This is a genomic window from Microtetraspora malaysiensis (assembly GCF_050947145.1).
Lineage (GTDB): Bacteria > Actinomycetota > Actinomycetes > Streptosporangiales > Streptosporangiaceae > Microtetraspora_A > Microtetraspora_A malaysiensis.
On the sequence record NZ_CP191998.1, the window covers coordinates 338658 to 364961 of the forward strand.

Here is a 26304-nt window from a genome sequence, read left to right on the forward strand (position 1 = left end):
ACGGCCCATGCTCCCACGCCTGGACGCGGTTCAGAATGTGTGTTTCAGGAGGAAACGCCCGTTCACTGTGTGGCGAGGGCGCGCAGCGCCTCGATCAGCCGGTCCACATGCTCGTCCGTCGTGCCGATCCCGATCGACGCGCGTACGGCGCTGGCCGTGCCGTCCTCGCAGCCGCCGTCGGACGTCCCGAGCAGGTGGCGGACGAACGGGTGGGCGCAGAACTTGCCGTCCCGTACGCCGATGCCGTAGTCGGCGGACAGGGCCTCGGCCGCCTCGCGGGCGGTCAGGCCGTCCACCGTGAACGACACGATGCCGACCCTGGGGTGGTCCGGACCCCAGAGGGACAGCTCACGCACGCCCTCGATGCCCGCGATGCCGGCGCGCAGCCGGGTGACCAGCCGCTCCTCCTCGCGTACGAGGCTGGTCCAGCCGGTCGCGGTCAGCGCGTCGCAGGCGGCGGCGAGGGCGACGGCGCCGAGCACGTTGGGGGTGCCGGCCTCGTGCCGCACCTCGGGGTCGTCGCTCCACAGCGTCTCCTCGCCGTCCGCGCCGACGGAGGTGACCGCGCCCCCGCCCAGCAGGTACGGCTCCGCCGCAGCGAGCCAGTCGGGCCGGCCGATCAGGGCCCCGGCGCCGAAGGGCGCGTAGAGCTTGTGCCCGGAGAACGCCACATAGTCGAGGTCGAGCGCGGCCAGGTTGAGCCGCCGGTGCGGGACGAGCTGGGCGGCGTCCACGGCGATGCGGGCGCCGTGCCGGTGCGCGATGTGCGCCAGCCCGGCGATCGGCCACAGCTCGCCGGTCACGTTGGAGGCGGCGGTGACGACCAGCAGCGCCGGACCTTCGATCTCGGCCAGCGTCTCGTCCACGGCCCGGATCGCCTCGCCGGGGAAGGCCGGGGGCGCGAGCCGTACCACGTTGGGCCAGGGCAGCAGCGAGGCGTGGTGCTCGGTGTCGAAGACGACGACCGTGGTCCCCTCGGGGAGGCAGCGGGCGAGCAGGTTCATCGCGTCGGTCGTGTTGCGTGTGAAGATCGCCGCGTCGTCGGTGCGGGCGCCGACGAAGGCCCGCACCGTGTGCCGCGCCCGCTCGTACCTCTCGGTGGTGAGCTGGGAGGCGTATCCGGCGCCCCGGTGCACGCTGGAGTAGGCCGGGAGCGCGGCGGCGACGGCGGCGCTCACCGGCTCAAGACACGGCGCGCTCGCCGCGTAGTCGAGATTCGCGTACGGCACCAGCCGCCCGCCCTTGACCGGCACCTGGAGGTCGGCGCCGAGGACGGCGGGGATCGGCCGGGCCGGGGCGGCGGGGGTGGCGGCGGGGAGCAACAGGACGGACAAGGACGGCCTCCTCGGGTCAGGGACCCCGGCCGTGGCGTCGATGGCGGAGCCCGCGCTTGCCCGGCGCGCCTCGCGCCGGACCTGGTCCTCACCCGGGGCACCCCGCCGCGGACGCGAGGGTTGCCGGCCAGCAAGCCGGGGCTTTGCGCTGGCACTCATGACCTGTGCGGCACTATAGCCCACCCGCACCCCGGCGTCGCAAGGCGACACTTGCCCGAAATGTGATGTCTGTGGCGGGGGTCCAGGTGATGCGACCAGGGGAAATGCTCCGTATGGTTGCTTTGTGAAGTTTGATCCTTGGAATCCCGAGTTCGTGGCCCACCCGCACGGCGTCTACGCCGACCTGCGGGAGAACAACCCGGTCAGCTTCTTCGAGCCGACCGGCCAGTGGCTGATCGCCCGCCACGCCGACGTCAACGCGCTGCTGCGCGACCGGCGGCTGGGCCGCTCCTATCTCCACGTGGCCTCGCACGAGGCGTTCGGCCGGGAACCCGAACCGGAGTTCCAGGACCCCTTCTGGCGGGTGGTCCGGGCCGGCATGCTCGACGTCGAGCCGCCCGTCCACACCCGCCTGCGGCGGCTGGTGTCCAAGGCGTTCACGCCCCGGATGGTCGAGGCGCTGCGCCCCCGGGTCCGCAAGATCGCCAGGGAACTGGTGGACGGGCTGGTCGAGCGCGGCGGCGGCGACCTGCTCGCCGAGGTGGCCGAGCCGCTCCCGGTGACCGTGATCGCCGAGATGCTGGGCGTGCCCGAGGCCGACCGGCACCTGCTCCGGCCCTGGTCCGCCGACATCTGCGGCATGTACGAGCTCAACCCCTCGCTGGAGGCCCAGCACACCGCCGTACGCGCGGCGAAGGAGTTCGCCGACTACCTGCGCGAGCTGGCCACGGCGCGCAAGGAGCGCCCGGGCGACGACCTGATCTCCGCGCTCGCCCAGGTCGTGGACGACGGCGACCGGCTGACCGAGGACGAGCTGATCGGCACCTGCGTGCTGCTGCTCAACGCCGGCCACGAGGCCACGGTGAACGTCACCGGCAACGGCTGGTGGTCCCTGTTCCGCAACCCCGGGGAGCTGGAGCGGCTGCGGAACGACCGGAGCCTGATGCCCACGGCGATCGAGGAGCTGCTGCGCTGGGACACCCCGCTGCAGATGTTCGAGCGGTGGGTGCTCGAGGACATCGAGATCGGCGGCGTCACCATCCCGCGCGGGGTGGAGGTCGGGCTGCTCTTCGGCTCGGCCAACCGGGACCCCGAGGTCTTCGCCGACCCCGACCGGCTGGACATCGGCCGGGTGGACAACCCGCACATCTCGTTCGGCGCGGGCATCCACTTCTGCCTGGGCGCGCCGCTGGCCCGGGTCGAGCTGGTGGAATCCTTCTCGGCGCTGCTTGACACGGCGAAGACGATCGAGCTGGTCGAGGAGCCCGTCTGGAAGCCGGGTTACATCATCCGCGGCCTCGAGTCGCTCAAGGTCAGCGTGACTGGCTGAGCCAGCCGAACCTTCCGAGCCCGGCCGGGTCGATCAGCTCGGCTTCCTCGGAGGCACGTCGCAGCGCCCGCAGGTAGTCCAGCGGGTCGGTGTGCGCGAGCGCGAGCGGCGGCCGGGCTCCGGTGACGCCCAGCCGCCGTAGGGCCGCGCGCTGCGTGGTCAGCGTCGTCGCCCGCGCGCCCGCCCGCTCTCCCGCCGCGGCGCACGCGTCCAGGGCGACGTGCGCCGTGATGTCGCACGACCCGTCCGGCACGGGACGCACCGCGCCGCCGTCGCGATAGCCGGCCAGAGTCCCGGCCGGCGGGCGGTCGTCCACAGGGTGTGCGTAATCCGCCGCGACCGCGGTCCCGCGTGCGAGCCGTACGAACAGGGATGCCCACGCCTCGTCGCGGGGGCGGCCGATCTCGGCGCGGTCGCCCGCGGCTCGCAGCGGCCACCAGCGCGCGAGCCAGGCGAGGTCGCGCTCGTCCGGCGCGGGCCCGAGCCGCTCCTCGCCGGTCCGCGGATCCACCAGAACCAGGCGCGGCCCGTCCGGCGTCAGCTCCGCCACGTCCACCGGCACGTTGTCGAGCCACTCGTTGGCGAAGATCAGCCCGGTCACCTCGTCCGGTACGGCCGGCGCCCAGGCCACCCGGCCGTCCAGGCCGTCGGGGCGCGGCGACAGGTCCACCGCGGTGACCCGCAGCCGACCGGCCAGTTCGGGCGGGGCCAGCGCGAGCACGGACCCGGCGAGCGCGCCGTCCCCCGCGCCGACGTCGACCAGATCGAGCGCCGGAGGGCGCCCGAGGGCCTCGTCCACCTCCCCGAGCAGGCGCAGCACCGCCTCGGCGAAGGCCGGCGACGCGTGGACCGACGTGCGGAAGTGCTGGCCGGGCCGTTCGCGCAGGTAGAAACCGCCGTCGCCGTACAGCGCCCGCCGCGTCGCCTCCCGCCAGGTGACCCACACGCCGACCGACGTTACCGCCCTACGGGCGGGGTATTAGGCGGCGGCCGATCAGGGCAAGATCTGCGGGGGGTACGAGGCACGCGAGGGGCGCGGCGGTGTCTGGACTGAGGAGCGACTCCGAGCGACAAGGGAAGGCATCGCCTCAAGGCGCTCCGAGCCTGCCGAGCGGAGCGAGGCCAATAGACACAGCGAGCGCAAATAGATACGAGCGCAGCGAGGCCGTCAAACGCTATGGGCACGGCGGCGGAGCGGTACCCGCCGCCGTTACGCTGGGCCGGAGGGAGGCGTCATGGATACAGGTGACCGCCCCGGGCGGCTTGCCGTTGGGGTGCTCGGCGCAGGACGCGTGGGCTCGGTCCTCGGGGCCGCGCTCGCCCAGGCGGGCCACAGGATCGTCGCGGCCAGCGGGGTCTCCGACTCGTCCAGGAGGCGGGCCGCGGAGCGGCTCGGTGTCGAGCTGAGCCGGCCCGAGGACGTGCTCAGGTGCGCCGACCTGGTGCTCCTCACCGTTCCTGACGACGTGCTGCCCGACCTGGTGTCCGGGCTGGCCGCGACCGGCGCCGACCTGCGCGGCAAGCTCCTCGTCCACGCCAGCGGCGCGTACGGCCTGGCCGTGCTCGATCCGGCGGCCGAGGCGGGGGCGCTGCCGCTGGCGCTGCACCCGGTCATGACGTTCACCGGCCGGGAGGACGACCTGACCCGGCTCACCGGCGCGTCATTCGGCGTGACCGCGCCGGTGATGCTGCGGCCGGTGGCCGAGGCGCTCGTCATCGAGATGGGCGCGGAGCCGGTGTGGATCGCCGACCAGGATCGCGCGCTCTACCACGCCGCGATCGCGGGCGCGGCCAACCACATGGTCACGCTGATCGCCGAGTCGCAGGAGCTGCTGTCGCGGATCGGCGTCGAGCATCCTGGCCGGATGCTGGGCCCGTTGCTCGGGGCCGCGCTGGACAATGTGCTGCGTCTCGGCATCGCCGGGTTGACCGGCCCTGTCGTGCGCGGAGACGCCGGCACGGTGCGCAAGCACGTGGACGCGTTGATCCTTGCGGCACCCGAGGCGGCGGACGCCTATGTCGCCCTCGCTAGGCTCACCGCCGACCGGGCGCTCGCCGCCGGGCTGCTCAAGCCCGAGACGGCCGAGCGTCTCCTGGACGCGCTGGGAGGGAACATATGGACGTGATCGTCGCGGGCGACCGTGCTGAGCTCGCCAAGGCGAGGGAGGCCATCGGCCCCGGCCGGCTCGCGCTGGTCCCGACGATGGGAGCGCTGCACCTCGGCCACCGCTCGCTGATGAGGCTGGCCCACGAGCACGCCGAGCACGTGGTGGTGAGCATCTTCGTCAACCCGCTGCAGTTCGGCCCGTCCGAGGACTTCACCCGCTATCCGCGCACGCTGCAGACCGACCTGGAGGTCTGTGCGGAGGAGGGCGTACGGATGGTCTTCGCGCCGCCGGCCGAGGAGATGTACCCCGAGGGTCACCAGGTGGGGGTGTCCGCCGGGGCGATGGGCGGCACGGTCGAGGGCGCGTTCCGGCCCGGCCACTTCGACGGGATGCTGACCGTCGTGCTGAAGCTGTTCAACCTGGTCCAGCCCGATGTCGCGATCTTCGGACAGAAGGACGCGCAGCAGCTCGCCCTCATCCGGCGGATGGTCCGCGACCTCAACGTGCCGGTCTCGGTCGTGGGCGCGCCCACCGTACGCGAGGGGGACGGGCTGGCCCTTTCCAGCCGCAACCGCTTCCTGTCGCACGCCGACCGGGGCACCGCCCTGCACCTGTCCCGCGCGCTGCGCGCCGGAGCCGCCCAGACGACCCCGTACCGGGTGCTCGACGCGGCGCGGGCCGTGGTGGACGAGGCGGCACGGCTGTCGCCTCCGCTGCTTCTGGACTACCTGGTGCTCGTGGACCCGGAGACGTTCGCGCCCGTCGGCGAGGAGCACCGCGGCGAGGCGATCCTGGCCGTGGCGGCCAAGGTGGGGACCACCCGGCTGATCGACAACATCACCGTTCATCTCGCCTGATCTGGGAGATCCCCTGCCTTTGCGGTTTGGAGGGGGGCCCGTGGTTCCGCGTATCCTTGGGGCGTTATCGTCATCTTGACGAAAGGGGAACCCCCGATGGTGGCGATTCCGAGAAGGCTCACCGCACCCGCCCCCGGCTGGACCGTCCACGCCGACGTCGTCGTGATCGGCTCCGGCATCGCCGGGCTGACCCTGGCGCTCCGCTACACCGAGCTCTCCCCCGAGGGGAAGGTGCTGGTCGTCACCAAGGACACGCTGTCGGCCGGCTCGACCCGCTGGGCCCAGGGCGGCATCGCCGCCGTGCTCGACCCCGAGGACACCCCCGGCGAGCACCTCAGGGACACGCTCGTCGCCGGCGTCGGGCTCTGCGACGAGGAGGCCGTACGCGTCCTCGTCACCGAGGGGCCGGACGCGCTGCGCCGGCTGATGGACCGCGGGGCCCGCTTCGACCGCGACGCGCGCGGCGAGCTGCAGCTCACCCGCGAGGGCGGCCACCGGCGCAACCGGATCGTCCACGCGGGCGGCGACGCCACCGGCGCGGAGGTGCAGCGGGCCCTCGTCGCGGCGGCCGCGGCCGAGCCCCGCATCGAGGTCATCGAGCACGCCCTCGCGCTCGACCTGCTCAAGGACGGCGACGGCCGGGCCTGCGGCGTGACCCTGCACGTCATGGGCGAGGGCGCCCGGGACGGCGTCGGCGCGGCGCGGGCGGGCGCCGTGGTGCTGGCGAGCGGCGGCATGGGCCAGGTCTACGCCTCCACCACCAACCCGGTCGTGTCCACCGGCGACGGCGTCGCCCTCGCGCTGCGCGCCGGGGCCGTCGTCAGGGACATCGAGTTCGTCCAGTTCCACCCCACGGTCCTGTGGCTCGGCGAGGACTCCACCGGCCAGCAGCCCCTCGTGTCCGAGGCCGTACGCGGCGAGGGGGCGGTGCTGATCGACGCGGACGGCGAGCGCTTCATGCACGGCGTCCACGAGCTGGCGGACCTCGCGCCGCGGGACGTCGTGGCCAAGGCCATCACGCGGAAGATGCGGGAGACCGGCGCGGACCACGTCCACCTCGACGCGCGGCACTTCGGCGAGGAGAAGTGGCGGGCGCGCTTCCCCACGATCCTCGCCGTCTGCCGCGAGCACGGCATCGACCCGGTGACCGAGCCGATCCCGGTCGCCCCCGCGGCCCACTACGCGAGCGGCGGCGTACGCACCGATCTGCGCGGCCGCACCACCGTCCCCGGCCTGTACGCCTGCGGAGAGGTCGCCTGCACCGGCGTTCACGGGGCCAACCGCCTCGCGTCCAACTCGCTCCTCGAAGGGCTGGTCTTCGCGGAGCGGATCGCCCGCGACCTGGTGGCGGCGCCCGCGGAGCCCGGCGAGCCGGTCGACGACGGACGCCCCGAGGGGCTGGTCGATCCGCGCACCCGGCCCAGGATCCAGAACCACATGAGCCGCGGCGCGGGCGTGCTGCGCAGCGAGCGGAGCCTGATCGACGTGTCCCGGGCGCTGTCGGGAGCGCTGTGGACCCCGGTCGCGGTCGAGCCGTGCACCGAGTCGTGGGAGGCCACGAACCTGCTCACCGTGGCGTGCGCCCTGACCGGCGCCGCCGCCGAGCGGCACGAGACGCGCGGATCGCACTGGCGTGAGGACCACCCCGCGCGCGACGACCGCCACTGGCGGTTGCACATCGACGTCACCCTGGAAGAGGAAGGACTGTTCATGCGGCACGCGGCCCACGAGGAGCGGCCCGGTCACCGGCCGGCGGAGCTCCCGGAAGAGCTGTCCGCCGAGCTCGCCGGGCTCGGCGTCGATCCGGCGCGCCTGCTCGCGCTGGTGAACGAGGCCCTCACCGAGGACCTGGCCGGCCTGCGGGACGTCACCTCGGCCGCCACGATCCCCGCCGACCAGACCGCCGTCGCGGACGTGGTCGCCCGCGCGGACGGCGTGGTGGCGGGTTTGGCCGTCATGGAGGCGGTGTTCCGGCACGCCCCCGGCGGGGTGACCGTCGAGCGGCGCGCCAAGGACGGCGACCGGGTGGCCCGCGGCGACGTCCTGATGACCGTGCGCGGCCTGACCGCGGACCTGCTGACGCTCGAACGCACCGCGCTGAACTTCCTCACCCACCTCTCCGGCATCGCCACGCTGACGCGGCGGTGGGTGGACGCCGTCGCGGGCACGACGGCGCGGATCCGCGACAGCCGCAAGACGCTGCCGGGCCTGCGCGTGCTGGAGAAGTACGCGGTGCGCTGCGGCGGCGGTGCCAACCACCGCATGGGGCTGCACGACGCCGCGCTGATCAAGGACAACCACGTCGTCGCGGCGGGCGGGGTCGCCGAGGCCTTCCGCGCCGTACGGCGGGCCTACCCCGATCTGCCGATCGAGGTGGAGGTGGACCGCATCGACCAGATCGAGCCGGTGCTGGCCGAGGGCGCCGAGGAGATCCTGCTCGACAACTTCACCGTGGAGCAGCTGGCCGAGGCCGTACGCCTGGTGGACGGCCGGGCGCGGCTGGAGTCGAGCGGCGGCCTGACCCTGGACACTGCGGCCGCCGTCGCGGCGACCGGGGTGGACTATCTCGCCGTGGGCGGGCTGACGCATTCGGCGCCCGCGCTGGACATCGCCCTGGACCTGCGCGAGGCGGACCGGCCCGGTGCCCTCTGAACGCGGCTGTGGTGAGGGACTGATCGACAGAGTGCATAATCGGGGCATGCTTCTCACCATCGATGTCAGCAACACCCATACGGTGCTTGGCCTGTTCGAGGGTGAAGAGGTCATCGAGCACTGGCGGATCGCCACCGACCCCAGGCGCACGGCGGACGAGATCGCCGTGATCCTGCAGGGGCTGCTCAACCAGTCGCCGCTGCTCAAGGACGCCGACATCAGCGGCATCGCGATCTGCTCCACCGTGCCGTCGGTGCTGAACGAGATGCGCGACATGTGCCGGCGCTACTTCGGCGACGTCACCGCCGTCGTCGTCGAGCCCGGCGTCCGGACCGGCGTTCCGGTCCGGATGGACAACCCCAAGGAGGTCGGCAGCGACCGCATCGTCAACGCGCTGGCCGCCACCACGCTGTACGGCGGGCCGTGCGTGATCGTCGACTTCGGTACGGCGACGTCGTTCGACGCGGTCTCCGCACGCGGCGAGTACATCGGCGCGGTGACCGCTCCCGGCGTGGAGATCTCCGTGGACGCTCTCGCGTCGGCCGGAGCCCAGCTGCACAAGGTCGAGCTGATCCGGCCTCGCTCGGTCATCGCCAAGAACGCGGTGGAGGCGCTCCAGTCCGGCATCGTGTACGGCTTCGCCGGGCTGGTGGACGGCATCGTCGAGCGGATGGCGGCGGAGCTGGCCGACGAGCGCGAGGACGTCACGGTGGTCGCCACGGGCACCGGGGCGCCCCTCGTGGTCAGCGAGGCGCGCACGATCGACGTCCACGAGCCGTGGCTGACGCTGATCGGCCTGCGGCTGATCTACGCCCGCAACACCGGCTGAGAGGCGAGACGGGGATAGATCAGCCGCCGCAGGGCGTGCTCGATGACCTCTTCGGTAGACATCTCGGGCAGCTGGCGCATGACGTCGGCGAGTAGTTCGTCGTCCACGTCGATCGACATTCGTATCACGCTGGCGACTTTATAACATTTGTCACTTAACGCGCATAGATTTTCGCGAAGCGTAGCCGTACCGGATCGGGCGGGGGCGCGGTCGTTAGCCTTTTGACTGTGAGCGACCACCTCAACGGGGCGCCCGAGCAGATGCGGGTCCGGAGAGCGAAGCTGGACCGGCTGCGGGCCGAGGGTATCGATCCCTACCCGGTGAACTTCCCGCGCACCGCCACCGTCGCCGAGGTCCGGGAGAAGTACGGCGATCTCGGGCCGGGCGCCGCGGCGGGTGATCGGGTGGGCGTCGCGGGCCGGGTGATGTTGTCGCGGAACGCCGGCAAGCTGTGCTTCGCCACGATCCGGGACGGCTCGGGCGACCTGCAGATCATGTTGTCGCTCGACCGGATCGGCGAGGAGTCGCTGGCCGCGTGGAAGCGCGACGTCGATCTCGGGGATCACATCGGCGTCGAGGGCGAGGTGGTCACCTCGCGCCGGGGCGAGCTGTCGGTCCTGGCCGAGCGCTGGCAGATCACCGCCAAGTGCCTGCGCCCGCTGCCGGAGAAGCACGCCGGGCTCACCGACCCCGAGTCGCGGGTCCGCCTCCGCTACGTGGACCTGATCGTGAACGACGAGGCCCGGCGGATGGCACGGCTCCGCGGCGCCGCCGTGCGGGCCGTCCGCGACTTCTGGCACGGCGAGGGCTATCTCGAAGTCGAGACGCCGATGCTGCAGCCGATCCACGGCGGCGCGGCGGCCCGGCCGTTCCGCACGCGCATCAACGCGTACGACATGGACCTCTACCTGCGCATCGCGATCGAGCTCTACCTCAAGCGGCTGGTGGTCGGCGGCCTGGAGAAGGTCTTCGAGGTCAACCGGAACTTCCGGAACGAGGGCGTGGACGCCACGCACAACCCCGAGTTCACCATGTTGGAGGCGTACGGGACGTACCTCGACTACAACGACATGGCGGACCTGACCCGGAGGATGTACCAGCAGGCGGCCGTGGCCGCGCTGGGCACGACGGTCGTCGTGCACGACGGCGAGGAGATCGACCTGGGGCCGCCCGAGTGGCCGCGCACGACGCTCTACGGCGCGGTGTCGGACGCCCTGGGCGACGCGGTGACCCCGCGCACCCCGCTGGAACAAGTACGGAAATATGCGGATCGGCGGCGGGTCGACTGGGATTCCGGCTGGGGGCAGGGCAAGCTCGTTCAGGAGATCTTCGAGAAGCTCGTGGAGCACACCCTGATCCAGCCGACGTTCGTCATGGACTACCCCCGGGAGACCTCGCCGCTTACCCGCCCGCATCGGGACGACCTGCTCCTCGCCGAGAAATGGGACCTCATCGGGTTCGGCACCGAGCTGGGCACCGCGTACTCCGAGCTGGTCGATCCGGTCGAGCAACGCCGCCGTCTCACCGAGCAGTCCCTCCTCGCCGCGGGCGGCGACCCGGAGGCCATGCGGCTCGACGAGGACTTCCTGCGGGCCCTGGAGTACGGCATGCCGCCCACGGGCGGGGTGGGTGTGGGGATCGACCGCATGATCATGGCCTTCACCGGGCGGAACATCCGCGAGACGATCCTGTTCCCCCTGGTCAGACCGCTCGGTTGAGCGGAGAGGGCAGGTCAGGGGACCAGCACGACGCGGCCGCCCGCCGCGCCCGTCACGAGCACGGACCGGCCCTCGTGCAGGCCGAGCATGTCGATCGCCTGCGACGCGGTGAGCCCGTTGAGCGGGATCGTGGCCGCCTCGACCGGCGTCACTCCGCGGGGTGCCCGAGTGACCGCGGCCGCGTCGAGGACCACGAGGTCGGCGTGGGTCTTCGATGGGAGGCCGAGGATGTCCGAGACGCCGATCACCATCTCGCCGAGCTCGAAGTCCGTGACGCCGGGCCCGATCTCGTCGATCGTGCCGGCCACGTCCCAACCGAGACCGACCCGCTCGCGCGGGCTGTAGAAGGCCGCGAGATGGCCGTCGCGGGTCGCCAGGTCGACCGGATTGACGGTCGCGGCCTCCATCCTGATCCGGACCTGGCCCCGGCCGGGCTCCGGGGTGGGCGCCTCGACGATCTCGAGGGTGCCTGAGTGTGCGGTGAGAGCGCGCATGTCTCCTCCTTGATCCAGAGAGTGTGTTGCACAACCTATGAAGAGTTACTCTCTTTCGGTAAGAAGGCACCTGGAAGTGTGTAATCCACCTCAAGGAGCGCAAATGGCGACACTCTCGGCGGCTCAGCGGCGCCAGGAGGCCAAGCGCGAGTACGACGCGTACGTCGCGTCCTGCCCCTCGCGCAAGCTTCTCGACCGCCTCAGCGACAAGTGGGTCAGCCTCGTGCTCAGCGCCCTCGCCGACGGGCCCCAGCGATACAGCGATCTCGCGAGGACCATCGCGGGGGTGAGTCAGAAGATGCTCACGCAGACCCTGCGCACGATGGAGCGTGACGGCCTGGTCTCCCGGAGGGTCACCCCGACCGTGCCCGTCCGGGTGGACTACGAGCTGACCCCTCTCGGCTGGACCCTCATGCCGTTGATGTACGCCGTCAAAGAGTGGGCTGAGATCCACATGGAGGAGGTCGAGGCGGCCCGCGCCGCCTATGACGCCGATCTCTGAGTCCTTTCGGTCCCGCCGCGCACGGCGTTTACCCGAGTGCCGGGAAATGCTGGGATAAAGGCGGTGGGTAAACCGCGGCGACCGTCTGCTATGCCGTACGGACTGTCAATGGCCAATGAGGGTCCGAACTTGACGATTTTTGAACAAAGTGTTTACCTTCCGAAGGCGAGCCGATATTCGATCCTTGTGGGGGAGGGGTGACGATGCCGCTTTCCGATGTGGTTTCCCGTGGCGAGAGCCCCGGGCCGGAAAGCGAACGCGCCGGTCTCAGCGACGACGACCTCAGGCTGCTGGCCGAACTGGCCAAGGGCGGCACTGTGGACAAGGTGGGCCGCCGCCTCGACGTGAGCGGGCGCACCGTGCGGCGGCGGCTGCGGGGCATCTGCGATCGGCTCGGCGTCGCGACCGCCATCGAGGCGGTCGCGTGGGCGGCCAGGCGCCGCCTGATCTGACCACCGGACCCCGGAAACGCGTCAGCCCCTGATCCTCTGCTCGATCAGGGGCTGCCACGTGAGTGCGCGCTGCGGCCGGTTCCGGCCCGCTCCGGCCCGCTCTAGTCCGCGATCCGTACGACGCCGACGATGGGCCGGTTGGCCAGGGGGGCGATCCGGACCACGTCGCCCGTGCGCGGCGCGTGGACCATGTAGCCGCCGCCGATGTAGATGCCCACGTGGTGCAGGTCCTGGTAGAAGAAGACCAGGTCACCGGGGCGCATGTCCTTGACGGGGACGTGCGTGCCGGACGACCACTGCGAGCCGGTGTAGTGGGGGAGGCTGATGCCGACCCTCTGGTAGGCCGCCAGGACCAGCCCGGAGCAGTCGAAGGAGCTCGGGCCGTCGGCGCCCCACACGTACGGCTTGAGCTGCTGCGTGAGGGCCCAGCGCGCCGCCTCGGCGGCCTTGCCGTTGCCGATGATGGGGAAGTCCAGCCGCCTGGCGGAGCTGCCCCTGCCGACGCTCCCCGCGACCTTGCTGTAGAGGTTGCTCTCGGACTTCTTGACCAGCTTGCGGATCTTGTCGGTCTGCCCGGCGATGCCGGAGAGCAGGTCCTTCACTTCCTTCTGCCGCGCCTTGGCGCTGGTCCTGGCCCGCTCGGCCGCCTCCATCGCCTTGGCGACCTGGGCGACCTCCTCGCCCTGCTGCATCTGGAGCGCGTACGTCGTGGACGCCCGGTCGAGGTAGGACTCCGGGTTGTCCGAGCCGAACAGTGCCAACGCGGAGCCGAGGCCGCCGGTCATGTAGGTGTTCTGGGCGAGCAGGCTGGCCGTCCTGCGCCGGGTCTCCAGCTCGGCCTCGCTCTTGGCCAGGGTCTTCTTCGAGAGCTCGGCGGACCGCTCGGCCTCCTTGAGCTTGACCCGGGCGCCGTTGTACTGCTCGGTGAGGGTCTCGATCTCGTCGTAGAGCCGCTCGACCTCGGCGGTCAGCTCCTTGAGGCTGGGCTTGGGGTCGGCCGTCGCGGACACCGCGGGGACGGCGAAGGTCATCGCGATGAGGGTGACGCCGAGGAACGCGGCCCTGCGGATCGGGCCGCCGGCGGAAGACCGGGGGCGGCGCCGTCGCCCGCGGGCGTGTCTGCCCGCCGATCGTCCTCCAGAGATGCGCACCAAAGCTCCTCTCCTACGCGTGCCCGGCAGGGGGATTCCGTGCCGCGTGGCTCCCGGAGGAGACGGCTGCGTCTGCCTGGCACTCTGGCCGCCTACCGGGTTAGCTGTCGGGTTCGGGCCGGAGTAGCCCTACCTTTCGGATTCACCCCGTGACGACCCGGGGGCGACCCCGGATCTTCGCAGTTGGTTCCCCGGCTCCCCTCGGCATGGGCGCCTGGGGATTCGGCGGTCCGGTCGTCGCGCCTTTCACGATTACCGGCATCGTCGGTGGACACTAGTGCACCCGGGGTTCCTGCTCAACCAGAACTCCGGATTCCGTCTAGGTTCCACAACCGAACGATCACGGTCGGGTTACATGTGGTAGAGGGGCCAAACGGCCGTTACTCGGCGTTGACCAGGTCGGCGCCGTCTTCGCGGCAGGTCACCGCGCTCTCCGCCTTTCCTAAAGGGGAAATTTCCGGAACGCGGATCGATGGAGAGCGGAACGTGCGCGAACGGATACAGGGCGTGAGGTGATCCGGAAGCCTCCGAGGTTTGGGCATGACCGATACTCCACCTCCCCGCATGCGGGCCCTCTTCGCGCGCTCACGTCGCCCGCTCGCCGACTAGGCTGGCCGTTCATGGAGCAGGTTGCGGGCCGGTCCTCGGACGCCGAGAGCGGCCAACGCGCGCCCCGGGATGTGCGGGTGCGCCGGGCCAGGACCCTCGACGTCCGTGCCATCCGCTGTCTCGTCGACGAGTACTCCGGCGTCGGGCCGCGGCTGCTGAAGAAGACCACGGTCACCCTCTACGAGGACGTCCAGGAGTTCTGGGTGGCCGAGCTCGACGGCGTGGTGGTCGGCTGCGGGGCGCTGCACGTGCTCTGGGAGGACCTGGCCGAGATTCGCACGGTGGCGGTCGATCCTGGCGTACGCGGCATGGGCGTGGGCCACCGGATCGTCGCCGCGCTCATCGACGCGGCCCGCGAGCTGGGCGTGCGCCGGGTTTTCTGCCTGACCTTCGAGGTGGCCTTCTTCGGAAGGCATGGGTTCGCGCCCATTCACGGGACTCCGGTGTCCTCGGAGGTGTACGCCGAGCTTCTCGCTTCCTACGACGAGGGGGTGGCCGAGTTCCTCGATCTCGAACACGTCAAACCCAACACGTTGGGTAATACGCGCATGTTGCTGCATCTCCACCCACGATCCTGACCATTGTGGTGACCGATGGGAAAGGTGACTGTTGACATTCCTGTCGCTACTTTGGCCATATCGGCATGCGCATGACGATTGTGCATGCGAACCCGAAACGAGGTGAAACGGTGAGCTCCGGACAGCCGCCGTACCCCCACGACGCGCCGGACGGCACCCCACCGCCGCCTTCGGACCGTGAGCAGGGTACGGGCAACCCCAGCCAGCAGCACGACCCTGACATGACGGTCGTCACCTATCGCAACACGTCCCAGAACCCCGCCCAGCCGACCGGCCCGCAGCAGGCATACGGGTACGGCCAGCAGCACGACCAGCAGGTATACGGCCAGCCCCAGCAGGGTTACGGCCAGCAGCCCCAGCAGCCCCAGCAGGGCTACGGCCAGCAGCAGCCCTACGGCACGGGCGCCTTCGGCCAGCCCGCGCCCTACGGTCAGCAGCCCCAGCAGGGTTACGGCCAGGAGCAGCAGGCGTACGGTCAGCAGCCGCAGCAGGGCTACGGTCAGCAGCCGCAGCAGGGTTATGGCGGCCAGCAGCCCCAGCAGGGCTATGGTCAGTCCGACTACGGCCAGCAGGGGTACGGCCAGCAGGGGCAGGGCCAGCAGGCCGGTACCGGCGCCTTCGGCCAGCCCCAGGGGTACGGGCAGCAGCCCGGCTACCCGCAGCAGCAGCCCCAGCCCGGCTACGGGCAGGAGCAGCAGCAGGGCTATGGCCAGCAGCCCCAGCAGGGTTACGGCCAGGAGCAGCAGGCGTACGGTCAGCAGCCGCAGCAGGGCTATGGCCAGCAGCCCCAGCAGGGCTACGGTCAGTCCGACTACGGCCAGCAGGGGTACGGCCAGCAGCAGGGATATGCCCAGCAGCCCGACTACGGTCAGCAGGGCTACGGCCAGCAGCCCCAGCAGGGCTACGGCCAGGCCTATCCCCAGCAGGGGTACGGCCAGCCCGGTTACGGCCAGCCGTACGGCGCGCCGGCCGGCGCGGTCCCGCCCGGCGCCCCCGCCCCGCTCGCCGAGTGGTGGCAGCGCCTCGTGGCCCGCCTCATCGACGGCGTGATCATCGGTATCCCGTTCGGCATCATCTCGGCGGTGCTCACGGCGATCATTGTCACCGCGCCCAGCTTCGACGAGCGGACGGGCGCCTTCAGCGCCGGAGGCGGCGTCTTCCTGGCGAGTCTGCTCATCGCGATCGTCTCCGCCCTGGTGATGAGCGGATATGAGTTCCTGATGCTCAAGCAGCGCGGCCAGACCGTCGGCAAGATCGCCATGGGCATCAAGGTCGTCCCCGTCGGCGGCGCCCTCCCGCCCGGCGGCCTCCCGGTGGACGCGGCCGCCAAGCGCGCCGGAGTCCTTTATGGACCGCAGTTCCTCAGGTGGATCCCGATCGTCGGCTGGATCCTGAGCATCTTCTCGGTGATCAACGTCCTCTGGCAGCTCTGGGACCGGCCGTTGCAGCAGGCGCTGCACGACAAGGCGGCCGGCACGGTAGTCGTGAAGATCAAGTAGCCCGATCCCGGGAAACTCCGGGAAAACGGGACCGATGGAACGGGCCATCGGTCCCGTTTTCTTAGGATCGGGGCGGGGATCGGAAGTGTGCCGAAAAGGCGGCAGAAAAGCGGTAACAGTCGGGATCGTCGGTGCGATGCTTGGGGCACGCAAGCCCGCACACTGAGAGGTGACCCAATGACTGCGGAACCGCCCCCCGGCCAGAACCCCTACGGTTCGGCTCCGCCACCTCCGCCGCCCGGCTCCTATCCGCCGCCGGGTTCTTATGGAGGCCCGCAGGGCGCATATGGAGCGGGACAGGGCGCGCCCCTTCCGCCGGGCGTTCCGGCCCCGCTCGCCGAATGGTGGGAACGGCTGGTCGCGCGAATCATCGACACGATCGTCTTCGGCGTCGTGTACCTGATTCTCACCGGCGTCCTGGTGATCGGGGGCGGCGGCTCCTTTCTCAGCACCTTCATCCCCGGCCTGATCGCCTATGGTGCGTACACGGCCTACGATTACGTGCTGCACTCGAAGGACGGCCAGACCGTCGGAAAGAAGATCATGAAGATCCGGGTGGTCGCCCTCGGGGGCGCGCCGCTGGATTCCTCGGTCGTGATGAGGCGCTCGGTGGCCTATCCGGGCGTCCTCGTGCTCTACGGCATTCCGCTCGTCGGACTCCTGGCCAGCCTTTTCGCCTTGGCGACCGGCGTGTTCATCCTCGTCGACAAGCCCCTGAGCCAGGGGCTTCACGACAAGGTCGCCGGAACCGTGGTGGTGAAGGCGGCCGGTTGATCTCCGGAACAACTTGACCGGCGTCCGGTCAAAACGGTGGGGCGGGCCAGTGGTGGACCGCCCCACTTGTCATTCATGGGTACGATTTCTATGCATCCGGTAAGGCGGCTGGAGAGACATGGATTCGCTCCGTCAGGACTGCCGCCCCCCTGGGGCGCACCTGGCGCCACGTGGGGCTATCGTCAGGTCAGGGACCTCGCGAGGGCCGCGAGCGGTGTCCGGCCTCAAGGTCCCGAAAATCCCGGGTGCTGAGAAAGACACCCCCGGCCCGAGCGAGGACGAATGACAGAGGTATTGTCCGCCTTGATACCCGTCGTAGTTGTCGGCGGAGCGGTCGTCTACGGCGTGGTTAAGTTGGTGCGTTCCGAGGCGGCCGGACTCCGTACCGGATCGGAACGACGTGACAAGGACAACACGAGTTCCTGAGGGCAGGCTGAAAGTTGAATTGTCAGCCGCCCGAAGCGGGTATATGTTTGGCTGACGAATCAAACAATGCTCTGCGAAAGGATTGCCGTATGGCCAAGCATACGCAGGTGATTCTCATCGACGATCTCGATGGCGGCGAGGCCAATGAGACGGTCACCTTCGCGCTTGATGGCAAGGCTTATGAGATTGATCTCAGCGATGGGAACGCAAAGAAGCTGCGCGAGGCGCTGTCGCCTTTCGTCAAGGGAGCGCGGCACGCCGAGCCGACTCCTGTCCGTGGCCGCCGTCGTGGCGTCGCGGGTGGTGCCCAGCGTGCGATGAGCCGAGAGAAGAGCGCGGAGATCCGCGCTTGGGCGAAGGCCCACGGCCACCCGGTCAGCGAGCGTGGTCGCATTGCCGCCTCGATCGTCGAGGCGTACGACTCCGCCCACTGAGGGGGCTATTGATCGTGCGGTCAAACCGATCGTCGGATGTTACGACGTTCGGTTTGACCGCACGATTCTGTTTGTACTTCCCTAAACCTCGTTCGCTTGCGGCGTATCGGGAACACCTCGCCCCCGACAGGTAGTTGGATGAAGGGTGAACGCCCTGCTCTCGGGGAACGTCCCCTCTGATAGGAGCGGTTGCCGGGTCGGGGCTACCATGCGGAAGGACGGGGCCGGATATGCCGGGTCCGCCTGACCGCTCTGTGAGGAGCGACGAGATGTTCGAGAGGTTCACCGACCGTGCGCGGCGGGTTGTCGTCCTGGCCCAGGAAGAGGCCCGGATGCTCAACCACAACTACATCGGTACTGAGCACATTCTTCTTGGCTTGATCCATGAGGGTGAAGGCGTTGCCGCCAAGGCTCTGGAGAGCCTGGGCATCAGTCTTGAGGGTGTGCGCCAGCAGGTCGAGGAGATCATCGGCCAGGGGCAGTCGGCGCCTTCGGGGCACATTCCCTTCACCCCGCGCGCCAAGAAGGTCCTTGAGCTGTCGCTCCGCGAGGCCCTGCAACTCGGCCACAACTACATCGGCACCGAGCACATCCTGCTCGGCCTCATCCGTGAGGGTGAGGGCGTGGCGGCCCAGGTGCTGGTGAAGCTGGGGGCCGACCTCAACCGAGTGCGGCAGCAGGTCATCCAGTTGCTCCACGGCTACCAGGGCAAGGAGCCCGCGGCGGCCGGGGGCCCGCAGGAGGCGGCACCGTCGACCTCCCTTGTGCTGGACCAGTTTGGCCGCAACCTGACCCAGGCCGCCCGTGAGGGCAAGCTCGACCCGGTCATCGGCCGGGAGAAGGAGATCGAGCGGGTCATGCAGGTCCTCTCCCGGAGGACCAAGAACAACCCCGTTCTTGTGGGCGAGCCCGGCGTCGGCAAGACCGCCGTCGTCGAGGGGCTGTCCCAGAAGATCGTCAAGGGCGAGGTTCCCGAGACGCTCAAGGACAAGCAGCTCTACACGCTGGACCTGGGCGCGCTGGTCGCGGGTTCGCGTTACCGCGGTGACTTCGAGGAGCGCCTGAAGAAGGTGCTGAAGGAGATCCGCACCCGCGGCGACATCATCCTGTTCATCGACGAGCTGCACACTCTGGTCGGCGCGGGCGCCGCCGAGGGCGCGATCGATGCCGCCAGCATCCTCAAGCCGATGCTGGCCCGCGGCGAGCTGCAGACCATCGGCGCCACCACGCTCGACGAGTACCGCAAGCACCTGGAAAAGGACGCGGCTCTGGAGCGGCGCTTCCAGCCGATCCAGGTGGCCGAGCCCAGCCTCAGCCACACCATCGAGATCCTGAAGGGTCTGCGGGACCGTTACGAGGCGCACCACAGGGTGTCCATCACCGACGGCGCGCTCGTGGCCGCGGCCACGCTGGCCGACCGGTACATCAGCGACCGGTTCCTGCCCGACAAGGCGATCGACCTGATCGACGAGGCCGGCTCGCGGATGCGCATCCGCCGGATGACCGCTCCGCCGGACCTGCGCGAGTACGACGAGAAGATCGCCAACGTGCGGCGCGAGAAGGAGTCCGCGATCGACGCGCAGGACTTCGAGAAGGCCGCCGCGCTGCGCGACCAGGAGAAGCAGCTCCAGCTCAAGCGCGAGCGCCGGGAGAAGGAGTGGAAGGCCGGCGACATGGACGTCGTGGCCGAGGTCACCGAGGAGCTCATCGCCGAGGTTCTCGCGACCGCCACCGGCATCCCGGTCTTCAAGCTGACCGAGGAGGAGTCGCAGCGACTGCTCCGCATGGAGGACGAGCTCCACAAGCGGATCATCGGTCAGGACGACGCGATCAAGGGTCTGTCCCGGTCGATTCGCCGGACCCGCGCCGGTCTGAAGGACCCGCGCCGTCCGGGTGGCTCGTTCATCTTCGCCGGCCCGTCCGGTGTCGGTAAGACGGAGCTGTCCAAGGCGCTGGCCGAGTTCCTGTTCGGGGACGAGGACGCGCTGATCATGCTCGACATGTCCGAGTTCATGGAGAAGCACACCGTCTCGCGGCTGTTCGGCTCCCCGCCCGGCTACGTCGGGTACGAGGAGGGCGGCCAGCTCACCGAGAAGGTGCGGCGCAAGCCGTTCTCGGTGGTCCTGTTCGACGAGATCGAGAAGGCCCACCCGGACATCTTCAACTCGCTGCTGCAGATCCTGGAGGACGGTCGCTTGACCGACGCCCAGGGCCGCGTGGTGGACTTCAAGAACACCGTCATCATCATGACGACCAACCTCGGCACCCGGGACATCTCCAAGGGCATCGGGGTGGGCTTCGCGAAGTCCAACGACGTGGAGAGCAACTACGACCGGATGAAGTCCAAGGTCCAGGAGGAGCTCAAGCAGCACTTCCGGCCCGAGTTCCTGAACCGCGTCGACGACATCGTGGTCTTCCACCAGCTCACGCCGAAGGAGATCATCCAGATCGTCGATCTGATGCTGGCCCAGGTGGACGAGCGGCTCAAGGACCGGGACATGGGCCTGGAGCTCAGCTCCGCCGCCAAGCAGCTGCTCGCCGACCGCGGCTACGACCCCGTGATGGGCGCCCGCCCGCTGCGCCGTACGATCCAGCGCGAGCTGGAGGACATTCTCTCCGAGAAGATCCTGTACGGCGACCTGCGTCCGGGCCAGGTCGTCAAGGTCGACATCGAGGGCGAGGGCGACACCGCGAAGTTCACCTTCACGGGTGAGGCCAAGAGCCCCGAGGTGCCTGACTCGGCCGCCTCGATCGCGGAGCCGATCCAGCACTGAGCACCGGCGAGCATCCTCGCCGACGGAACCCCGCGTGAGACATCGCTCACGCGGGGTTTCTGTTTTATCCGGCACCGGGCTATGCCACCACCCGATGTAGTACTACACTGCGTAGAGCGCCCGCCGGAGACACGACGGGCCCGGTATCACTCCCGCGGCGTACCCAGAAATCAGCTGCGGGGCGGACGCGGTAACCGGGAGCGCCGGGGCAAGCTCGGTGGCCCGGGCCGGATTCCCGGCCGGGAGAGGACTCCCGTCCCGTGTGGCCAGGACAGGCCATGTGGGCCAATGGGGCAGGGAAGCGGACAAGCCTTGGAGGGACCTGATGCGCCTGTTGCACGACGACGGGACGCTCGTTCATCTGGCCTACAACACGGGAGTGCATCCCGCCGAGGACCTGGAGAACCTGATCGCGCACCTCACCCGCTACGCGGTGCCGGTGCGCAGGAAGCTGGGCGTGGATCGGCTCGGTGTGTGCCTGTGGCTCGCCCCGGCGGTCGCCGACCACCTCTCGGCCGACCGCATAGAGCTGGTGCGGCTGCGCCGGTCGCTTGAGGAGCGCGGCCTGGAGGTCGTGAGCCTCAACGGCACCGGAGGCCGCCACCAGGAGATTCCCGGTCCCGACTGGGCGAAGCCCGAACGCTACCGGTACACGATGGCCCTGGCCAAGATCCTCGCGTTCCTGCTGCCGGACGACGTCCGGTTCGGCAGCATCTCGACGATCCCGATCGGCTGGCGCCGCGACTGGCCGGCCGACCTGCACTCGATCGCCTCCCGCCGGCTTGAGCGGCTCTCCCGGGAGCTGCGCGGCCTCTACAGCGTGACCGGCAAGACCATCCGGGTCGGGTTCGAGCCGTGGCCCGGGTGCGTGCTGGAGACCACCGAGCAGGCCCTGCGGCGGGTCGGCGGCATCGACTCCGAGCACCTCGGCGTGTGCCTGGACGCCTGCCACCTGTCCCTGGGGGACGAGAAGGCCGGCGAGGCGCTGCGTGGGCTGGCCCAGTCCGGCGCGCCGGTGGTGAAGCTCGGCCACGTGCACAACCACGGCAAGGAGAGCCCGAGCACCCAGCCGGTGATCGAGGGCACGCTCAACGCGATCCTGTCGGGCGCGGTGAGCGGCAGCGCCCACGTCGAGGTCGAGGTCCACGACTGGATCGCGCCGAAGACGAAGGGCCCGGCGGCGCTCGTCGCGCGGCTGGCCGACGAGCTCGACTGGACCCGCAGCAACCTGACCGCCCTCGGGCTCAAGCTCGCCGCCTGATCAGGCGGGCAGCCGGTACGTCCCGTCCGCGAGGACCTCGGCCAGCCCGTCGTCCAGGAGGCCGTCCAGAGCCCGCTCCCGCTGGACATGGTCCGCCCAGACCATGTCCAGCGCCTCTTTGGGCACCGGGCCGTGCGTCTCGCGCAGGACGGCCAGCAGCCGCCCCCGGCACTGTCGGTCGGTGCCCGCGTACGTCTGGCCGCGCCGTACCGGGCCGTCGTGGGCGGGCCGTCCGGCGAGGCGCCAGGCGCACTGGGCGGCGACCGGGCAGCCTTCGCAGCGCGGGGCCCGCGCCGTGCAGACGAGCGCGCCGAGTTCCATCACCGCGACCGCCCAGCGCGGCGCGCCGACGGCGGGGATGAGCGACTCGGCGAGCCTGCGCTCGGCCGACGTGGTCGCCTTCGGCGGGTATTCCTCGCCGCGTACGGTCCGCGCCAGCACCCGGCGGACGTTCGTGTCCAGGACGGCGTGGCTGCGCCCGTAGGCGAAGCTCGCGACCGCGGCGGCGGTGTAGTCGCCGATGCCGGGAAGCGCCCGCAGCGCCTCGTAGGTGTCGGGCACGCGGCCTTCGTGCTCGGCCGTGATCGCTCGGGCGCAGGCGTGCAGGTTCAACGCCCGGCGCGGGTATCCCAGGCGGCCCCAGTGCCGTACGGCCTCGCCCGGCGGCTGCGCGGCCAGCGCCTCGGGGGTGGGCCAGCGCTCCATCCACTCGGTCCAGATCGGCAGCACCCTGTTGACGGGGGTCTGCTGCAGCATGATCTCGCTGACGAGGATGCCCCACGGGGTCGCCTCCGGCCGGCGCCACGGCAGATCCCGGTTGTGCTCGGCGTACCAGTCGAGGATGGGCTCGCGCAGGGAGATGGCCACCTGCCGACCTTACCGGGGCCGCCGTGCCGCAACGTCGGCGAGCCGTTCCCCTTCACGCCCAACGACTCACCATACTTACCGTATGGATCCGGACACGTTCCGTAGTGACATCAGCGTCGAGGGGACGGACGTCTACTGGCGTCGTCGCATGGCGGTGCTCACCGGCGTTCTCGTCGTGGTGGCGGTCGTGGCCTGGGCATGCACGAGCGCCTCGGGGCGGCGGACGCCCACCGGAGCGACCAAGGGCGCCACGCCCGCGCCCGACGCGCTGGTCGTCTCGCTGCCATCGCCGCTCGCCTCGCCCTCGGCAAGCCCCTCGCCCACCCCCTCGCCGTCCGGCGAGAAGGAAGCCAAGGACAGCAAGGACGGCAAGGGCGGCAAAGAGGATAAGGGCGCCAAGGACGCGAAGGAGGCGAAGGCCGCCGCGCCGCGCCGCCCCGGCGATCCCTGCGACCCCAAGGAACTCGTGCTCAGCCTGCGGGGCGGCCAGCAGACGTACGCGGGGAGCGCCGAGCCGACGTTCCTGCTGACCATCGTGAGCACCGCGAAGGTGGACTGCACCGTGGACGTGGGCCCCCGGGTGCTGGAGACGCGCATCATCTCGGGCAACGACCGGGTGTGGTCCACGGCCGACTGCGTCAGCGGCGCCGGCGACGACATCCAGATGCTCAAGCGCGGCATTCCGTACGTGCGGACCATCCGCTGGGACCGGCACCGCTCGGGGGCGGACTGCACGGTCAAGCGCGCGGCGGCCATGCCGGGCACGTACGTCGCCTGGACGCACGCGGACGGCCTGGACGGCCTGCACAGCCCGAAGACGGTCTTCTCCTTGCGGTGACCGCGACCGGCGGCGTGACCCGGGCGCGGATGTCCGGGACGACTTAGATGTAGCGTTCGAGCAGCGAGGACTCCGCGAGGCGGGACAGCCCCTCGCGGACGCTGCGGGCCCGGGTCTCGCCCACGCCGCCCACCGACTGGAGATCGTCGACGCTGGCGGCCAGGAGCTTCTGCAGCCCGCCGAAGTGGTCGACGAGCCGGTCCACGATCGTGCCGGGCAACCGCGGCACCTTGGCCAGCAGCCGGAAGCCGCGGGGGCTGACCGGCCCGTCCAGGGCGCTCGTGTCGGGGTAGCCGAGCACGTGGGCGACCTTCGACGGGTCGAGCAGATCGCCGGAGGACAGCGCGTCGAGCGCGTGCAGGTGCTCGGTGAAGTCGCCCGAGCGCTCAAGCGTGGAGTCGGGCAGGTAGTCGCGCACGATCAGCTCGCGGTCGGCGTCCACGCCGGCGACCAGTTCGTCCAGCTGGAGCGAGAGCAGCCGGCCGTCGGTGCCGAGCTCGACGACGTAGCCCTCGATCTCGCCCGCGATGCGGCGGACCATCTCCAGCCGCTGAACCACCGTCACCACCTCGCGGACGGTGACCAGATCCTCGATCTCCAGGGCGGACAGCGTGCCGGAGACCTCGTCCAGCCGCATCTTGTAGCGCTCCAGAGTCGCGAGCGCCTGGTTGGCCTTGGAGAGGATCGCCGCGGACTCCTCCAGGACGTAGCGCGTGCCGTCCAGGTAGAGCGCGATCATCCGCATCGACTTACTGATCGCGATCACGGGGAAGGGCGTCTGCCTGGCCACCCGCTGCGCCGTGCGGTGGCGGGTGCCGGACTCGTCGGTCGGGATGGCGGGGTCGGGCACGAGATGCACGCCCGCGCGGACGATCCGCAGATCGCCGCTGTTCAGCACGATCGCGCCGTCCATCTTGGCGAGCTCGCGCAGCCGGGTCGCGGCGAACTCGACGTCGAGTTCGAAACCGCCGGTGCAGATCTCCTCGACGGTGCGGTCGTAACCGAGGACGATGAGCCCCCCGGTGTGGCCGCGGAGCACCCGCTCCAGGCCCTCGCGCAGCGCGGTGCCAGGGGCGACGGCGGCGAGAATCGCCCTGCGCCGCTCGTCAGATCCCTTGTCGTTGTATGGCACGTGACCCCCGCGGTCGGACGCATTACCTTGCCCAGTTTACCGGCGCAAGTCAGCCCTCACCGGACGTGTGAGAGAGCCTCCCAGACGTACTCCGCCTCGGTGACCTCGAAGCCCGGGGCGAAGGTCGTGGTGCGCAGCACGGGCTCGCGGACCGCGACGAGATGGCCGCGCGACGGGGCCCGTTCCAGCTTGGGCGCCTCGTCCTCAAGCGACCCCTTGGGGACCAGCGCACGGGTGAAGCCGAGCCGGGCCGCCTCCGACAGGCGGCGCCGTACGTCGCGGACCGGGCGCAGCTCCCCGGCGAGCCCCACCTCGCCCAGCACGACCAGCCCGGCGGGCAGCGCCTGATCGGCGGCCGCGCTCACCACGGACAGCATGAGGGCCAGGTCGACGGCGGGGTCGGTGAGCCGGATGCCGCCCACCGTGGCGGTGAACACGTCGCACTTGCCGATCTTGGCCTGCAGGCGGCGCTCCATCACCGCGAGCACCATCGCCACCCGGTAGGAGTCCAGGCCGGACGAGGTCCGCCTCGGCTGCGGCGCCTCGGTCGGGCCGACGAGCGCCTGCACCTCGGCGGGGATCGGGCGGGTGCCCTCGATGGTGACCGTGACGCAGGTGCCCGGCACCGGCTCGGCGTGGCGGGACAGGAACAGCCCGCTGGGGTCGGTGATGCCGGTGATGCCGCGCTCGTTCAGGTCGAAGCAGCCGACCTCGTCGATCGGGCCGAACCGGTTCTTTATCGCGCGGACCATGCGGAGCCGGGAGTTGCGGTCGCCCTCGAAGTGGAGCACCACGTCGACGAGGTGCTCGAGCACGCGGGGACCGGCGATCGTGCCGTCCTTGGTCACGTGGCCGACGAGGACCGTGGACATGCCGCGCTCCTTGGCCAGGCGGACGAGGTTGCCCGCGACCTCGCGCACCTGGGTGACGCCGCCCGGCACGCCGGTGGCCTCGGCGGAGCCGATGGTCTGCACCGAGTCGACGATGAGCAGCCGCGGCTGGACCTTCTCCACATGCGCGACCAGGGCCGACAGGTCCGTCTCGGCGGCGAGGTAGAGCTTGGGCTCGATCGCGCCGATGCGGTCGGCGCGCATCCGGACCTGGGCGGCGGACTCCTCGCCGGTGACGTAAAGGACGGTCTCGTGGGCCGCGGTGCGCGCGGCGGCCTCCAGCAGCAGCGTGGACTTGCCGATGCCGGGCTCGCCGGCGAGCAGGACGACCGCGCCGGACACCAGGCCGCCGCCGAGCACCCGGTCGAGCTCGCCCACCCCGGTGGTGCGGGCGTGCGCGACCTCGGCCTTGACCTCGCCGATCGGGACCGCGGGCGCGCTGACCGCGCCCGGCTTGACCACGTTGACGCCCTGGCGGGCGCCGGCCTCCTCGACCGTGCCCCACGCCTGGCACTCGCCACAGCGCCCCACCCACTTCGCGGTGGTCCACCCGCACTCGCCGCACCGGTAGGACACCCTCTGCTTCGTCGCCACGGGGGCACGCTACCGGTCCGCGCCGACAATCAGGGACGTACG

At 70.6% G+C, this 26304-nt stretch carries 23 protein-coding genes and 2 riboswitches; of the genes, 15 read left to right on the forward strand and 8 right to left on the reverse strand.

Annotated features, from left to right (window positions below):
* Window positions 1-62: 62 nt before the first annotated feature.
* Window positions 63-1334 (reverse strand): aminotransferase class V-fold PLP-dependent enzyme, encoded by a 1272-nt coding sequence (locus tag ACQP1V_RS01725; protein WP_387417253.1) that lies wholly within the window; start codon window positions 1332-1334, stop codon window positions 63-65.
* Window positions 1335-1381: 47 nt separating this feature from the next.
* A riboswitch (SAM riboswitch) is annotated at window positions 1382-1497 on the reverse strand.
* A 120-nt stretch (window positions 1498-1617) separates the two neighbouring features.
* On the opposite strand from ACQP1V_RS01725, the gene ACQP1V_RS01730 reads away from it, so the two are divergent.
* On the forward strand, window positions 1618-2823 hold the full coding sequence (locus tag ACQP1V_RS01730) for a cytochrome P450 (protein ID WP_433418151.1): 1206 nt from the start codon (window positions 1618-1620) through the stop codon (window positions 2821-2823).
* On the opposite strand, the gene ACQP1V_RS01735 is transcribed toward ACQP1V_RS01730, so the two are convergent.
* Window positions 2807-3769 carry an SAM-dependent methyltransferase gene (locus tag ACQP1V_RS01735; RefSeq protein WP_433418154.1) on the reverse strand — a complete coding sequence of 321 codons (963 nt, stop codon included), beginning with the start codon at window positions 3767-3769 and terminating at the stop codon, window positions 2807-2809. The genes ACQP1V_RS01730 and ACQP1V_RS01735 overlap by 17 nt on opposite strands.
* A 289-nt stretch (window positions 3770-4058) precedes the next feature.
* Here ACQP1V_RS01735 and ACQP1V_RS01740 point away from each other — a divergent pair, with 289 nt between their 5' ends.
* From ACQP1V_RS01740 to ACQP1V_RS01755, 4 genes are all read left to right on the forward strand, one after another.
* Complete coding sequence (locus ACQP1V_RS01740) at window positions 4059-4949, forward strand: Rossmann-like and DUF2520 domain-containing protein (protein ID WP_067138548.1); 891 nt, start codon at window positions 4059-4061, stop codon at window positions 4947-4949.
* Entirely contained in the window at window positions 4940-5788 is an 849-nt protein-coding gene (gene panC, locus ACQP1V_RS01745; protein WP_387417248.1) for a pantoate--beta-alanine ligase, read from the forward strand. The genes ACQP1V_RS01740 and panC overlap by 10 nt, the downstream gene beginning before the upstream one ends.
* Window positions 5789-5884: 96 nt before the next feature.
* Window positions 5885-8440 (forward strand): L-aspartate oxidase, encoded by a 2556-nt coding sequence (locus ACQP1V_RS01750; RefSeq protein ID WP_433418157.1) that lies wholly within the window; start codon window positions 5885-5887, stop codon window positions 8438-8440.
* Window positions 8441-8486: 46 nt separating this feature from the next.
* Window positions 8487-9269 carry a type III pantothenate kinase gene (locus ACQP1V_RS01755; protein WP_387417246.1) on the forward strand — a complete coding sequence of 261 codons (783 nt, stop codon included), beginning with the start codon at window positions 8487-8489 and terminating at the stop codon, window positions 9267-9269.
* Here ACQP1V_RS01755 and ACQP1V_RS01760 read toward each other — a convergent pair.
* The gene (locus ACQP1V_RS01760; RefSeq protein WP_387417245.1) at window positions 9248-9388 is read right to left on the reverse strand and encodes a type II toxin-antitoxin system VapB family antitoxin; all 141 of its coding nucleotides are present in this window, start codon (window positions 9386-9388) and stop codon (window positions 9248-9250) included. The genes ACQP1V_RS01755 and ACQP1V_RS01760 overlap by 22 nt on opposite strands.
* A 108-nt stretch (window positions 9389-9496) precedes the next feature.
* Here ACQP1V_RS01760 and lysX point away from each other — a divergent pair, with 108 nt between their 5' ends.
* Window positions 9497-10987, forward strand: coding sequence for a bifunctional lysylphosphatidylglycerol synthetase/lysine--tRNA ligase LysX (gene lysX / locus ACQP1V_RS01765; protein ID WP_433418161.1), 1491 nt, complete (start codon window positions 9497-9499; stop codon window positions 10985-10987).
* Between the two features lie 14 nt (window positions 10988-11001).
* Here the strand turns inward: lysX and ACQP1V_RS01770 are convergent, their stop codons facing one another.
* Entirely contained in the window at window positions 11002-11481 is a 480-nt protein-coding gene (locus ACQP1V_RS01770; protein WP_433418163.1) for an alcohol dehydrogenase catalytic domain-containing protein, read from the reverse strand.
* Between the two features lie 103 nt (window positions 11482-11584).
* Here ACQP1V_RS01770 and ACQP1V_RS01775 point away from each other — a divergent pair, with 103 nt between their 5' ends.
* Together ACQP1V_RS01775 and ACQP1V_RS01780 are read left to right on the forward strand one after the other, a co-directional pair.
* The gene (locus ACQP1V_RS01775) at window positions 11585-11983 is read left to right on the forward strand and encodes a winged helix-turn-helix transcriptional regulator (protein WP_433418166.1); all 399 of its coding nucleotides are present in this window, start codon (window positions 11585-11587) and stop codon (window positions 11981-11983) included.
* Between the two features lie 203 nt (window positions 11984-12186).
* Window positions 12187-12435, forward strand: a complete 249-nt coding sequence (locus ACQP1V_RS01780) for a LuxR C-terminal-related transcriptional regulator (RefSeq protein WP_067138536.1) — start codon at window positions 12187-12189, stop codon at window positions 12433-12435.
* A 101-nt stretch (window positions 12436-12536) separates the two neighbouring features.
* On the opposite strand, the gene ACQP1V_RS01785 is transcribed toward ACQP1V_RS01780, so the two are convergent.
* Window positions 12537-13466: an NlpC/P60 family protein gene (locus tag ACQP1V_RS01785; RefSeq protein WP_433418168.1), complete on the reverse strand. Its 930-nt coding sequence runs from the start codon at window positions 13464-13466 to the stop codon at window positions 12537-12539.
* A 195-nt stretch (window positions 13467-13661) separates the two neighbouring features.
* Window positions 13662-13809, reverse strand: a riboswitch (cyclic di-AMP (ydaO/yuaA leader).
* A gap of 397 nt (window positions 13810-14206) precedes the next feature.
* Between ACQP1V_RS01785 and ACQP1V_RS01790 the strand changes: the two genes are divergently transcribed.
* From ACQP1V_RS01790 to ACQP1V_RS01815, 6 genes are all read left to right on the forward strand, one after another.
* Window positions 14207-14773, forward strand: coding sequence for an amino-acid N-acetyltransferase (locus ACQP1V_RS01790; RefSeq protein WP_433418171.1), 567 nt, complete (start codon window positions 14207-14209; stop codon window positions 14771-14773).
* A 110-nt stretch (window positions 14774-14883) separates the two neighbouring features.
* A complete protein-coding gene (locus tag ACQP1V_RS01795; RefSeq protein WP_433418174.1) occupies window positions 14884-16272 on the forward strand; it encodes an RDD family protein in 1389 nt (462 codons plus the stop codon).
* 177 nt (window positions 16273-16449) lie between these two features.
* Window positions 16450-17046: an RDD family protein gene (locus tag ACQP1V_RS01800; RefSeq protein ID WP_433418177.1), complete on the forward strand. Its 597-nt coding sequence runs from the start codon at window positions 16450-16452 to the stop codon at window positions 17044-17046.
* A gap of 515 nt (window positions 17047-17561) precedes the next feature.
* Window positions 17562-17906 (forward strand): histone-like nucleoid-structuring protein Lsr2, encoded by a 345-nt coding sequence (locus tag ACQP1V_RS01805; RefSeq protein WP_067138528.1) that lies wholly within the window; start codon window positions 17562-17564, stop codon window positions 17904-17906.
* A 269-nt stretch (window positions 17907-18175) separates the two neighbouring features.
* On the forward strand, window positions 18176-20680 hold the full coding sequence (locus ACQP1V_RS01810; RefSeq protein ID WP_433418180.1) for an ATP-dependent Clp protease ATP-binding subunit: 2505 nt from the start codon (window positions 18176-18178) through the stop codon (window positions 20678-20680).
* 325 nt (window positions 20681-21005) lie between these two features.
* The gene (locus tag ACQP1V_RS01815) at window positions 21006-21941 is read left to right on the forward strand and encodes a sugar phosphate isomerase/epimerase family protein (protein WP_433220979.1); all 936 of its coding nucleotides are present in this window, start codon (window positions 21006-21008) and stop codon (window positions 21939-21941) included.
* Here ACQP1V_RS01815 and ACQP1V_RS01820 read toward each other — a convergent pair whose 3' ends face one another.
* Window positions 21942-22808 carry an A/G-specific adenine glycosylase gene (locus tag ACQP1V_RS01820; RefSeq protein WP_067138523.1) on the reverse strand — a complete coding sequence of 289 codons (867 nt, stop codon included), beginning with the start codon at window positions 22806-22808 and terminating at the stop codon, window positions 21942-21944.
* 82 nt (window positions 22809-22890) lie between these two features.
* On the opposite strand from ACQP1V_RS01820, the gene ACQP1V_RS01825 reads away from it, so the two are divergent.
* Window positions 22891-23646, forward strand: a complete 756-nt coding sequence (locus ACQP1V_RS01825; protein ID WP_433418182.1) for a hypothetical protein — start codon at window positions 22891-22893, stop codon at window positions 23644-23646.
* 43 nt (window positions 23647-23689) lie between these two features.
* Here the strand turns inward: ACQP1V_RS01825 and disA are convergent, their stop codons facing one another.
* Together disA and radA are read right to left on the reverse strand one after the other, a co-directional pair.
* Window positions 23690-24778, reverse strand: a complete 1089-nt coding sequence (gene disA, locus ACQP1V_RS01830) for a DNA integrity scanning diadenylate cyclase DisA (RefSeq protein WP_067138519.1) — start codon at window positions 24776-24778, stop codon at window positions 23690-23692.
* 56 nt (window positions 24779-24834) lie between these two features.
* Window positions 24835-26262: a DNA repair protein RadA gene (gene radA, locus ACQP1V_RS01835; RefSeq protein ID WP_433418185.1), complete on the reverse strand. Its 1428-nt coding sequence runs from the start codon at window positions 26260-26262 to the stop codon at window positions 24835-24837.
* Window positions 26263-26304 lie beyond the last annotated feature (42 nt).

Bases quoted from the DNA above. Each gene is read 5' to 3' on its own strand.
- ACQP1V_RS01785 (WP_433418168.1), bottom strand. From the start codon at position 13,466: ATGACCTTCGCCGTCCCCGCGGTGTCCGCGACGGCCGACCCCAAGCCC.
- ACQP1V_RS01770 (WP_433418163.1), bottom strand. From the start codon at position 11,481: ATGCGCGCTCTCACCGCACACTCAGGCACCCTCGAGATCGTCGAGGCG.
- ACQP1V_RS01780 (WP_067138536.1), top strand. From the start codon at position 12,187: ATGCCGCTTTCCGATGTGGTTTCCCGTGGCGAGAGCCCCGGGCCGGAA.
- ACQP1V_RS01805 (WP_067138528.1), top strand. From the start codon at position 17,562: ATGGCCAAGCATACGCAGGTGATTCTCATCGACGATCTCGATGGCGGC.
- ACQP1V_RS01775 (WP_433418166.1), top strand. From the start codon at position 11,585: ATGGCGACACTCTCGGCGGCTCAGCGGCGCCAGGAGGCCAAGCGCGAG.
- panC (WP_387417248.1), top strand. From the start codon at position 4,940: ATGGACGTGATCGTCGCGGGCGACCGTGCTGAGCTCGCCAAGGCGAGG.
- ACQP1V_RS01755 (WP_387417246.1), top strand. From the start codon at position 8,487: ATGCTTCTCACCATCGATGTCAGCAACACCCATACGGTGCTTGGCCTG.
- ACQP1V_RS01740 (WP_067138548.1), top strand. From the start codon at position 4,059: ATGGATACAGGTGACCGCCCCGGGCGGCTTGCCGTTGGGGTGCTCGGC.
- ACQP1V_RS01800 (WP_433418177.1), top strand. From the start codon at position 16,450: ATGACTGCGGAACCGCCCCCCGGCCAGAACCCCTACGGTTCGGCTCCG.
- ACQP1V_RS01750 (WP_433418157.1), top strand. From the start codon at position 5,885: ATGGTGGCGATTCCGAGAAGGCTCACCGCACCCGCCCCCGGCTGGACC.
- ACQP1V_RS01760 (WP_387417245.1), bottom strand. From the start codon at position 9,388: ATGTCGATCGACGTGGACGACGAACTACTCGCCGACGTCATGCGCCAG.
- ACQP1V_RS01825 (WP_433418182.1), top strand. From the start codon at position 22,891: ATGGATCCGGACACGTTCCGTAGTGACATCAGCGTCGAGGGGACGGAC.
- ACQP1V_RS01815 (WP_433220979.1), top strand. From the start codon at position 21,006: ATGCGCCTGTTGCACGACGACGGGACGCTCGTTCATCTGGCCTACAAC.
- ACQP1V_RS01790 (WP_433418171.1), top strand. From the start codon at position 14,207: ATGGAGCAGGTTGCGGGCCGGTCCTCGGACGCCGAGAGCGGCCAACGC.
- ACQP1V_RS01810 (WP_433418180.1), top strand. From the start codon at position 18,176: ATGTTCGAGAGGTTCACCGACCGTGCGCGGCGGGTTGTCGTCCTGGCC.